The sequence below is a fragment of the Delftia sp. S65 genome (assembly GCF_016516495.1).
GTDB lineage: Bacteria > Pseudomonadota > Gammaproteobacteria > Burkholderiales > Burkholderiaceae_C > Comamonas > Comamonas acidovorans.
Genome location: NZ_JACVUR010000004.1, coordinates 230,137 through 240,848 on the forward strand (window position 1 = coordinate 230,137; position 10,712 = coordinate 240,848).

The window sequence follows — 10,712 nt, forward strand, 5'->3', positions numbered from 1 at the left end:
GATCGGCCCATCGTTTCTTCCTGTCGCTGCACCAAGGAGCCTTCGCCATGCCTGCCGAACGTCACCCACTTCCGCACCCCGCCTTGCACCCTGCTGCACATCCCGCTTCGCACCGGGGCCTGCAGCGCCGCCTGCTCATACTGGCAGCGGCTGCCCTGCCCGGTCTTGCCCTGGCGCAGAAATGGCCTGCGCAGCCCGTGCGCATCGTTGTGCCCTACACGGCCGGAGGCGGCTCGGACAACATCGCCCGTGCGCTGGGCACGGAGCTGTCGCGCGAACTGGGCCAGCCCGTGGTCGTGGACAACAAGCCCGGCGCCTCGGCCATGCTGGGCGCCGAGCTGGTGGCACGCGCCGCGCCCGACGGCTACACGCTGCTCCTGGCCGACATGCCGCACACCATCACGCCCAGTCTCTACAAGACACCGTACGACGCGCTCAAGGACTTCACGCCCGTGGCCCTGATCGGCTCCTCGCCACTGGTGCTGGCCGTCAACCCCAAGCTCAAGGCGCAGAGCGTGAAGGAATACATCGCGATGGCCCGGGCACGGCCCGGCCAGATCAACTTCGCCTCGGGCGGCACGGGCACGGCCACGCATCTGGCAGGCGAGCTGTTCAAGCAGCAGACGGACACCTTCATCACCCACATTCCCTACAAGGGCTCGGGCCAGGCCGTCGCCGACGTGGTGGCCGGCCATACCGAGAGCATGTTCTCCTCGGCCCCCACCGTGATACCCCATATCAAAAGCGGCGCGCTGCGCGCCCTGGCCACCACGGGTGCCCAGCGCTCGCCGGCCCTGCCCCAGGTGCCCACGATGGCCGAAAGCGGCGTGCGCGGCCTCACCGTGCTGCACTGGTTCGGCCTGCTGGCGCCTGCCCGGTTGCCCCCCGGCATACAGACCGCGCTGCACGATGCCGTGGCCCGCGCCATGGCCACGCCCGCGCTCCAGGCCAAGCTGCAGTCCCTGGGGCTGGAACTGACGCCCCGCACTCCAGCGGAGTTCGGCGCCCAGATGGAGACCGACGCCGCACGCTGGGCCCGCGTCATCAAGGAACGCAACATCAAGGCGGACTGAATGCCCTCCCTGCACCATCACCACGACGCCGTTGACCTGCGCAGCGACACCGTCACGCGCCCCACGCCGCAGATGCTCGAAGCCATGGCCTGCGCCCCGCTGGGCGACGACGGCCTGGACGGCGACCCGACGGTGCGTGCGCTGGAAGAGACGGCGGCCCAGCGCTTTGGCAAGGCCGCAGGCCTGTTCGTGGCCAGCGGCACCATGGGCAACCTCGTGGCCGTGCTCGCCCATGGCCGCATGCCCGGCGAGGTGTTGGCCGAGGCCGGCAGCCATCTGCTGAACGCCGAGCGCGCAGCCGCGGGCCTGACCGGCATGCACTACCGCAGCCTGCCCGGCGACGGCGGCCTGATCGCCCTGCCCGCGCTGGAAGCGGCGCTGGACACCTCGGCATCCGCGCGCTGCCCCAGCGCCCTCGTGGCCGTGGAGAACACCCACAACGCACGGGGCGGCAGCGTCGCGGCGCCCGAGTCGCTGGCGGCCCTGCATGCCCTGGCCGCCCGCCATGGCGTGCCCGTGCATACCGATGGCGCGCGCCTGTTCAATGCCGCCGTGGCACTGGGCCTGTCCTGCCGCGAGATCGCCGCGCACACGGATTCGGTCACCGTCTGCCTGTCCAAGGGCCTGTCGGCTCCGGTGGGCTCGGTGCTCATGGGCCCGGCCGACTTCATCACGCGGGCGCGCGGCATACGGCGCATGCTGGGCGGCACCATGCGCCAGGCCGGCGTGATCGCGGCGGCGGGCCTGGTGGCGCTGGAGCACATGGTCGATCGCCTGGCCGAGGACCACGCACGCGCCCGCCGCCTGCACCAGGGCCTGCGCGCCATCCACCCGGCATGGTGCACGGCCGAGCTGCCGCAGACCAACATCGTGCAGGTGCGCGTAGGCACCAGCGCGGCCGATGCGCGCCTTTGGGAGGCACGCCTGGCCGAAGCCGGCGTGCTGGTGCGCACGGGCAGCGCAGGCCTGCTGCGCCTGGTCACGCACCGCCACATTGACGACGAGGCCGTGGACAGCACCCTGCAGACCTTCACGCGGCTGCATCACGACAACTGAGCACCACGCGAGGCAGGCAGGAGTGCCGGCCCTGGCTACACTGCCCATCGACCCTTGCATCCCCCATCACCATGACCCGCAGCACCGATATCCTCAACCTGACCGACCGCGTGACCGAGCAGCTGCGCAGCAAACTCATCGATGGTGCCTGGGAGCCCGGGCAAAAGCTGTCGGAGGCCTCACTCAGCGAAAGCCTGCAGATCTCGCGCAACACGCTGCGCGAGGCCTTTCGGCTGCTGACCAAGGAGGGGCTGCTGGTGCACGAGCCCAACAAGGGCGTGTCGGTGGCGGCGCCCAGCATCGCCTCCATCATCGACATCTACCGCGTGCGCCGCATGGTGGAGTGCCAGGCGCTGGCCCAGGCCTATCCCATGCACCCGGCTCGCAGCCTGATGCGCGAAGCCGTGGAGGCAGCGCAGCGCCACCGCGAGGCCCAGGACTGGTCGGGCGTGGGCACGGCCAACATGAGTTTCCACAAGGCCGTGGTGCAGCTGGCCGACAGCGAGCGCCTGGACACCATGTTCGAGCACCTGCTGGCCGAGCTGCGACTGGCCTTCGGCCTGCTGCGCGACCCGCACTTCCTGCATGCCCCCTATGTGGACATGAATGCGCGCATCCTGCAGCAGTTCGAGGACGGCAAGCCGGCCGAGGCCGCTGCCGCGCTCAATGACTACCTGGTGCATTCGGAGCGGCTGATCCTCGCCGCCTACGCCCGACGCCTGGCTGAGAAGGGCATCAAGGTGTGAAAACAATAGACACCCCCTGAGGCGCTTCGCGCCTTCCCCCTCTCTCGCTACGCGGGAGGGGGACGACACCCTCGGTGCGGGGCTGCCCTTCCTCGGTGTCCCCGGCTTTGGGCAGCGCCGGTTTCATTGGCGGTGTTCAGCGCACAACACTGGCTCGCATTCAACGCCGCGCGTCCAGGCTCCAGCGCGCCACGGGCGCCAGCATCAGTTGCACGAATCCCCCGGCGATCGCCAGGTTCTTCAGGAACTGCACCAGTTGGCCCTTGTCGCCGAACTGGTTGTGGAACATCAGCGCCGACATGACGCTGAACACGGCCATCACGGCCGCGGCCTCGCGGGTACGCCAGCCCAGCAGCAGGGCCGTGGCCACGCCCAGCTCCACCACCAGCGCCATGGCATACGACAGCATGGGCAGCGGCAGGCCCGCCTTGGCGATATAGGCCATGGTGCCCTCCGGCCCCATCAGCTTGCCGATGCCGCTGTAGATGAACAGCAGGCTCAGCAGCACCCGGGCCAGCAGCGGTGCGAAGTCGGCCCAGGGCGATGCTGCGGCGTGGGCAGCGGAATGCGTTGCGGCGCGCATGGTCGGCTCAACCCGGGACACGGCCGGAACCCTGGCCTTCGGCCGCCTTCACCGAGCCGCCCAGGCGCTGCACTTCGGCCAGGTACTCGGGGCCGCTGCGCATGCGCTGGTACTGGGCCAGGCGCTGCTGGTAGTCGGCATCCCAGTGGTTCATGTCGGACTCGCGGTAGACGTTGAGGCCGGCGCGGTTCCACAGGGCCAGGTCGGCTTGCACTTCGGCGCGCGACAGCGCGGGGCCGGAGGCGACGGGCTCGGCGCCGAACCAGGTTTCTGCAGATACCGTGGCGGCCGAGGCCATGCCCGACCACAAGGCGGAGGAAAGGGCGGCAGAAAGGGCGGTGATGGCGAAGAGGGTCTTTGCGTGCTTCATGGCGAATCCTTTGTCAAATCCTGCAGCGCGTGATTGCGTTCTGCATGGCTGCAGTCTCGTCTTCGCCCGCCTGCACGTCAGTGCCTAAACGCACAGCTTTGCGCAAACTCTCCGGTTCCCGCGCTCACCGTCCACGCCCACCATCCACGCTCACGGCCACTGCAGGCCGGGCCGCGCCACATGCAGGGCCTGCAGGGGCTCGGAGCGCCCGCGCACCTGCACCTGCCGGACTTCGCCCAGGCCATCGGCCACGCCCGCGCGGCGCGCCACCTCCAGCGACAGCACCAGCCGCGCCTGGGCGCTCTTGGTGTATTCCTGCAGGCGGCTGGCCGTATTGACCACCTCGCCCACGGCCGTGAAGGTGGTGGTGTGCTCGAAGCCCACGCGCCCCACGGCGGCGCGCCCCGCATGCAGGCCCATGCCGAAATCCACCGGCTGGCCGAACTGCGCCTCGAAGGTTTGGCTCCATTCCTGCATGCGCCGGTCGATGAGGGCGCTGGCCTGCACGGCCTGGCGGCAGGCCGTGTCCAGGTCGGTATCCAGCCCGAAGATGGCCATCACGCTGTCGCCGATGAACTGGTTGGCCATGCCGCCGCTGTCGTGCACAGCCTGGCCCACGCGCTCGAAATACTGGTCCAGCACCCAGGACAGGTCCACGGGCCATTGCCGCTCGGCCAGGCCCGACCAGCGGCGCAGGTCCACGAACAGGATGGCCACCGCGCGCACTTCGCGGACCTCGCGCTGCTCGTCGCCCCGCCCGGCCTGGGCGGCTGCCGGCGAGCGGAACAGCGGCGCCACCTGCACATCGCCCGTGGGCCGCAGCTGGCAGGCCAGCCGCACGTCCTGCGGCGCGCCCACGCGCTCCAGCGTGAGGCGCTCGTCCCGCCCTGGCGCAGGCAGGTGGGCCGCCGGGCCGGACACGCGCACCCGGCAGGTGGAGCAGCGCGCCCTGCCGCCGCACAGCGACAAATGGGCAATGCCATGCTCGCGGCTGGCTTCGAGCACGCTCATGCCCTGGGCCACCTGCACGGTGCGGCCCGGATAGTGCAGCAGCACCTGGCGGGCGCCGCGCAGGCGCATGCGCCGCCACAGCCAGGGGCCGGCCAGCAGCGCGGCCAGGCAGGCCAGCCAGCCCTGGCGCAGCCCGGTCGTCAGCGCGCGCAGCCACTGCGATGCCTCGGGCGAGGGGCCGGCCGACGCTGGCAGGCCGGCCGCCGCGATCTCGCGCGCCATGGAGACGATGCCCAGCGCCGCCAGCACGGGCAGCAGCACGGCGGCCGTGAGCAGCAGCGGCTGCCAGCGCCGCCACCAGCCGCGCGCGCGCAGGGCCATGTGCAGGCCCATGCAGCCATGGGTCCAGGCAGCCGTCATCAGCAGCAGCTGGATGGCCATGCTGGACGGATTCCAGGAAGAACGCACGATACGCGCATACGAGGGGTCCACGCCCCAGGCCTCCTGCGCCAGCCGCGTGGCCGGCACGTGCAGGGCCAGCAGCAGCGGCAGGCCCAGTCCCAGCAGCAGCCGCACGGCCTCCAGCGCCGGCATGCGCAGGCTGCGCCGCCGCGCGAGCGCCTGCAGCGCCAGCCCCATGTGCACGGCCAGCGCGCCGTAGAGCAGCAGGCTGCCGGGCAGGGATCGCCACACGCCGTGGACCCCCTCGCGCACGGCCTCGGCCGTGCCCAGCGAGACCAGGCCCAGGGCATGATTGAACAGGTGCAGCGCCGCATAGGTCCACAGCACCAGGCCGGTGGACCAGTGGAGGCTGCGCAGGGACGGCAGAGCCGGCAAAGCCGGATGAGGGACACGGGCCATGGAAAGCGATGATGCGCCCGACGGCGGAAGAAGACAGGAGAAGACCGCAAGAACGGCAGCTTGAAGGAACTTAGGCCGGGCCTGGCCGATCCAGAATCTTTGTACCTTACGCCCGCTATTGGTTCCATGGCCCACCCCACCCAGCCCTCCAGTTTCGCCCTGCGCGGCATCGCCCTGTTCGAGGGCCTGGGCAGCGCCAGCCTGGACCGCATCGCCGCCGACTGCGAATGGCGCCCGCTGCAGGCCCGCCAGCCCGTGTTCAGCCGCTGCTCCACGGGCAGCGACGTGTTCTTCCTGGTCAGCGGGCGCGTGCGCATCACCACCTATTCGCCGGGCGGGCGCGAGGTCAGCTTCCGCGACTACGGGCCCCGCGAGCACTTCGGCGACCTGGCGGCCATTGACGGCCAGGCCCGCTCCACCGATGTGGTCACCCTGGAATCCTCGCTGCTGGCCAGCCTCTCGCGCCAGGACTTCCTGGCCCTGCTGGCGCGCGAGCCCGCCGTTGCCCTGCGCATGATGGAAGGCCTGGCCGGCCTGGTGCGGCGGCTGACCGACCGCGTCATGGAACTGAGCACCCTGGGCGTGCCCACGCGCCTGCACATGGAACTGCTGCGCCTGGCGCGGGAGGCGGGCGTATCGCCCGAGCACACGGCCCTCATCAGCCCCGTGCCTTCGCACTCGGTGCTGGCCAGCAAGATCAGCACCAACCGCGAGCAGGTCACGCGCGAGCTGGGCGCCCTCACCCGGCGCGGCCTGCTGCGCAAGGAGGGGCGCCAGGCGCTGCTGGTGACCGATGTGAACGCACTGCAGGCGCTGATAGCGCAGGAAAGCTAGGCGGACTCCATTCGCCAGCCCTGCGGCGACCACACCAGGCGCTCGGTCAGCCCGATGGCCTGCAGAAAATCCTCGTCATGCGAGACCACGACCAGCGTGCCGGCGTAGCCGCGCAGCATGGCCTCCAGCGCCTGCAGGGAAGGCAGGTCCAGGTGGTTGCAGGGCTCGTCCAGCAGGAGCAGGGGCGCGGGCGGCTCGGCATGCAGCGCGCAGGCCAGGGCGGCCTTGAGCTGCTCGCCGCCGCTGAGCCGGTCCGCGGGCTGCTCCACCTGCCGGGCCGCCAGCCCGAGCCAGGCCAGGCGCGTGCGCAACACATCCACGGGGGTGCCTGGGCAGGCGTCCTGCAACTGCTCCATCACCGTGCGCCCGGGCTGCAACAGGGACAGGCGCTGGTCCAGGTAGGCACAGGCCTGCATGCGGCGCACCTCGCCCGCCTGGGGCGCAAGGCGGCCCGACAGCACATCGAGCAGGCGCGTCTTGCCGCAGCCGTTGGGACCGGTCACGGCCAGGCGCTGGCCGCCGTACAGAGACAGGTTCAGGCGCGGCCCCGTGGACAACGAAAACGGCAGCAGCACATCGTCCAGCAGCGCCACCACGTCGCAGGGAGCACCGGCCGGTGGCGGCGCCTGCATGCGGATGCCGGCCTGCAGGTCGATCTGGCGCGCCGCCTCGCGCACGCGCTGGTCCAGCGCCTCGCGCGTGTCTGCATGCTGGCGGCGCAGGCGGCCGGCCGACGCCTCGCTGCGCTCCTTTTGCCGGTCCAGCAGAATGCGCGCCTGGTTGGCCTCCTGGCCCTGGCGGCGGCCGCGCGCCTCGCGGCGCTGCTGGCGCTCCTGCTGCTCGCGCAGCTGCTGCGTTTCGCGGCGGCGCTCCAGCTTGCGCTGCTCCAGCAGTTGCACCGCCGAGACCATCTCGCGCGCCTTGGCTTCGGCATAGAAGGCGTAGCCGCCGCCGTAGCTGCGCAGCCCCTGCGGCGACAGCTCCACGATGCGTTCCATGCCCTGCAGCAGACTGCGGTCATGGCTGACCACGACCAGGCCACCGGGCCAGCGCTGCAGTTGCGCGGCCAGGGCCTGGCGGCTTTCGCGGTCCAGGTGGTTGCTGGGCTCGTCCAGCACCAGATGGTCGGCGCCCGACAGCAGCGCGCCCGCCAGGGCCGCGCGCATGGCCTCGCCGCCGCTGAGGGCGTGGCCCGGCGTATCGGCACGCAGATGGCCCAGGCCCGCCAGCTCCAGCTGGGCCTGCAGGCGCTGGCGCAGATCCCAGCGGTCGGCCAGCCGCTCGAAGTCCCGGGCATCGCAGCTGCCGCCCTCGATGCGCGCCAGCGCCTCCAGCGCGGGCTGCAGCCCGGCCAGCGCCGCCACCGAAGGCTGGTCATGCCAGTCCGTGCGCTGGGCCAGGTACAGCACCTGCCCCGAGCGCAGGCAGCGGCCCTGCGAGGGCGCATCCAGCCCGGCCAGGATGCGCGCCAGCCGCGACTTGCCCACGCCGTTGCGTCCCACCAGGCCGGTGCGGCGGTGGTCGAGGGTTTCGGAAAGATCGGAGAAAAGGGGGCTGCCATCGGGCAGCACGCAGGAAACGCCGTCGAGCGTGATCGTGGTATTCGTCATATCGCAGTTCATGGATGCCAACGCAGTTCCTTGCCGCTTTGCATGCATTGCGCGTGCGGTGGGCAGGGTCGGGAAAAGCGGGCCGCTGGGACAGCGGCAGCATCAATGGCGCATGGGACGAATACCTCCTGCAATGGCGAACGAAGCCGCCATTGTAAATCATGGCCCCGACCTACACCCCGCGTGTCTGATGACAAGACCGCTACGAGCCAACCTGCCCCGAGCATTTGGCGGTTGAAGCGATGCAGAAAACTTTGGAAATATGAGCACCAGACCCTTATCCACCCTAGTTCTCCCTTTCAAGGCCGCACACCTAAAAACGGGTCATCTCCTTCAGGACGGACCGGAAAAAAAATTATTCATCTCAACCGATACTATTAGGCCACTTATTATTAGCAAGCCAAAAATTTTCTTCGGAGTTTTTCACACATAGCTTCATCGCGTAAGCTTTTTTTACGTGCAGAACTGCATAATGGCAGAGGCCATTTCGCCAACTCTGGAGTATGTGATGAATCTCTGCCTAAGCCCGAAGCTCCTCGCAATTGCCATAGGAATTGGAATTTCCTCCACGATGGTGCATGCGGACGTTGATCAATTTCCTTATAAAGAAAAACCATTAAAACTGCTTACCAAGCGCGGCTTTGAGCAACGGAGTTCTTCCGGCACAGATTCCTTATATCGGATTCACCTCAATCCGTTTGTTTTGCAAAAAATAGAAATGGATATGGTTGCTGCCGGAATCAATGAATCATCAACCAACAATAACATCCAGAGATCCGTTCGGTATGTCGCCGAGAAGATACATAATCAGTACACCATTCAAATTGAATCCATTACCTCGTGGGTAGCACCCGTCATCAATGCAAGAATGGCTCAAAGCGAAGCTGAGAAATTGATACTACTCAATGAGGTTTCAGGAATTCATGAAGAAGAGGCAGCACAAAATGATGCCACATTCTCGCAAGCCGTAGGTGACATTTATGAAGGAAATGAAGTAGTCTCGTGGGTCAAATCCGCAACCAACACCAATGATTCGATCACTACCAACAACAAATACTATCTGATAGACCAACCACCATTGGTATACACTAATGAAATAAATTTCATTGATATAAGCAATGAATCCTCACCAACGGATGTAAATTATCACGTCATCCATATTGCCGGATTGATAGGTGGCATGCGCAATAATAGTCTTGTAAGAGGCATAAATCCAGGACAACCAATCAAGGCGTACGGTATGGCTGGAACAGATCCAGTCAGCAAGCTGGATGAAGCATTGCGCAATGCAGATCTCAGCGACGACTTTGCTGTTGCAAGCGTTTCCGTCAATATGCCTCCCGGCATAGTGAATACACATTCTTGGGACAAAAGAGTCGGATGGGCATTACGCGCAGCAAGCAACCGATTTTTTATTGCATTGTCTTCGGGCAACTTCTATGGAGGCATACCACCCACTCCGCAAAATCCGGACAGCCCGGATGCATGCCAGCATGCCTACAACTACCAAGGCAACGCACGCGTCAATGACGGGATCATGGTGGTTGGAGGTCTGAACAGGAGTGGCGCCCGATGGTCAGGCGGAGATTGGGAGTATCAGCCTTTAGGATATAAGCCCGATAACTCATTTCAACTACAAGGCTCCACTATCGGCCCCTGTATTGAGGCTTGGGCTCCAGCGCATGAAATCACATCTACCAGCTCGAGAGGTGGAATCCGTATTTCCTCTGGAACCTCATATTCTGCCCCGATTGTTGCGGCAATTGCATCAAGATATGGAAACAGCCAGACTCGTCCTATTGAACGTGAAACCTACATAAGAAACAGCTTACAGCCCACAGGGTATGTAGAGGCTGGAATTCCACTGAAAAAGGTAGTTTACACTGCGCCATCGACACACTCGATACCCAAGAGATTACCCATAGTCTCTGCCACATCCCCAACAAATCCCGTGAATGTACACACAGTATATGACGGGCGTTTTTATGACATCAACAGCTATTGGAATGCAGGAGCTCCCTGGGGCGAAATCACCGTAGACTTGGGAAGCATCAAAACCGTCACATCTGTTCGGTTAACGATGAGATCTCACCTCACCCCTGACAACGGAGCACTGCGCCGTGTCAACTTTGCGGTATGGGGTGGATCATCGTCCAATGCGGTCAATACCAATTTAGCCTACTTTGATGAACCAGACCATTCTGACCTGGGCCCTGTTCACATCACACTGCCAACCACCTCGACCCGCTATGTGAAGATTCAAGGAAACAGCCATGACTCATGGCTTGCTTTTGCCGAAATCGAAGTCTATGGATATTGATATGCCCCATTGATTCCGGTTTTTCAGCATTCTCTAAAGACATTGGCCTAACGGCCAATGTCTTTTTTATTTATTGCCGGCGCGCTTCACCCGCGAATTACCGAATGATATTCTTTCTTCATCAGAAAAATGCAGATGAAATATCAAATTCAGGAGGTATTTTCGGAATGCCTGCACTCGATATCCATGGACTGCCTCCGGTCATCCAGAGCCTGATTGAAAACAGTGCGCCGACCAACCGGATCACACGCCCATAAGCTATCCGAGACAGGCGCCGATGGCGCGCAAGGGTTCGAAGACTGTGCCGG

The 10,712-nt window shown here is 65.5% G+C and carries 9 protein-coding genes; 5 read left to right on the forward strand and 4 right to left on the reverse strand.

Features of this window, described 5'->3' with window-relative positions:
* The first annotated feature begins 47 nt into the window (after positions 1–47).
* The 3 genes from IAE24_RS06080 (at position 48) to IAE24_RS06090 (ending at position 2,875) form a co-directional block, all read left to right on the forward strand.
* Complete coding sequence (locus IAE24_RS06080; RefSeq protein ID WP_071956849.1) at positions 48–1,073, forward strand: tripartite tricarboxylate transporter substrate binding protein; 1,026 nt, start codon at positions 48–50, stop codon at positions 1,071–1,073.
* Positions 1,074–2,129: a threonine aldolase family protein gene (locus tag IAE24_RS06085; RefSeq protein WP_199959096.1), complete on the forward strand. Its 1,056-nt coding sequence runs from the start codon at positions 1,074–1,076 to the stop codon at positions 2,127–2,129.
* Positions 2,130–2,200: 71 nt separating this feature from the next.
* Positions 2,201–2,875, forward strand: a complete 675-nt coding sequence (locus tag IAE24_RS06090; RefSeq protein ID WP_012207532.1) for a GntR family transcriptional regulator — start codon at positions 2,201–2,203, stop codon at positions 2,873–2,875.
* A 160-nt stretch (positions 2,876–3,035) separates the two neighbouring features.
* On the opposite strand, the gene IAE24_RS06095 is transcribed toward IAE24_RS06090, so the two are convergent.
* The 3 genes from IAE24_RS06095 to IAE24_RS06105 all read right to left on the reverse strand — a co-directional run bounded on the left by IAE24_RS06095 (position 3,036) and on the right by IAE24_RS06105 (position 5,640).
* The gene (locus tag IAE24_RS06095; RefSeq protein WP_199959088.1) at positions 3,036–3,458 is read right to left on the reverse strand and encodes a DoxX family protein; all 423 of its coding nucleotides are present in this window, start codon (positions 3,456–3,458) and stop codon (positions 3,036–3,038) included.
* 7 nt (positions 3,459–3,465) lie between these two features.
* A complete protein-coding gene (locus IAE24_RS06100; protein ID WP_199959086.1) occupies positions 3,466–3,828 on the reverse strand; it encodes a DUF4148 domain-containing protein in 363 nt (120 codons plus the stop codon).
* A 150-nt stretch (positions 3,829–3,978) separates the two neighbouring features.
* Positions 3,979–5,640, reverse strand: coding sequence for an adenylate/guanylate cyclase domain-containing protein (locus IAE24_RS06105; protein WP_199959084.1), 1,662 nt, complete (start codon positions 5,638–5,640; stop codon positions 3,979–3,981).
* 126 nt (positions 5,641–5,766) lie between these two features.
* On the opposite strand from IAE24_RS06105, the gene IAE24_RS06110 reads away from it, so the two are divergent.
* The gene (locus tag IAE24_RS06110; RefSeq protein ID WP_199959076.1) at positions 5,767–6,474 is read left to right on the forward strand and encodes a Crp/Fnr family transcriptional regulator; all 708 of its coding nucleotides are present in this window, start codon (positions 5,767–5,769) and stop codon (positions 6,472–6,474) included.
* On the opposite strand, the gene IAE24_RS06115 is transcribed toward IAE24_RS06110, so the two are convergent.
* On the reverse strand, positions 6,471–8,096 hold the full coding sequence (locus IAE24_RS06115) for an ABC-F family ATP-binding cassette domain-containing protein (protein WP_199959074.1): 1,626 nt from the start codon (positions 8,094–8,096) through the stop codon (positions 6,471–6,473). The two genes, IAE24_RS06110 and IAE24_RS06115, sit on opposite strands and share 4 nt — an antisense overlap.
* A 460-nt stretch (positions 8,097–8,556) precedes the next feature.
* Here IAE24_RS06115 and IAE24_RS06120 point away from each other — a divergent pair, with 460 nt between their 5' ends.
* Positions 8,557–10,404, forward strand: a complete 1,848-nt coding sequence (locus IAE24_RS06120) for a S8 family serine peptidase (RefSeq protein WP_199959066.1) — start codon at positions 8,557–8,559, stop codon at positions 10,402–10,404.
* Positions 10,405–10,712: the final 308 nt, after the last annotated feature.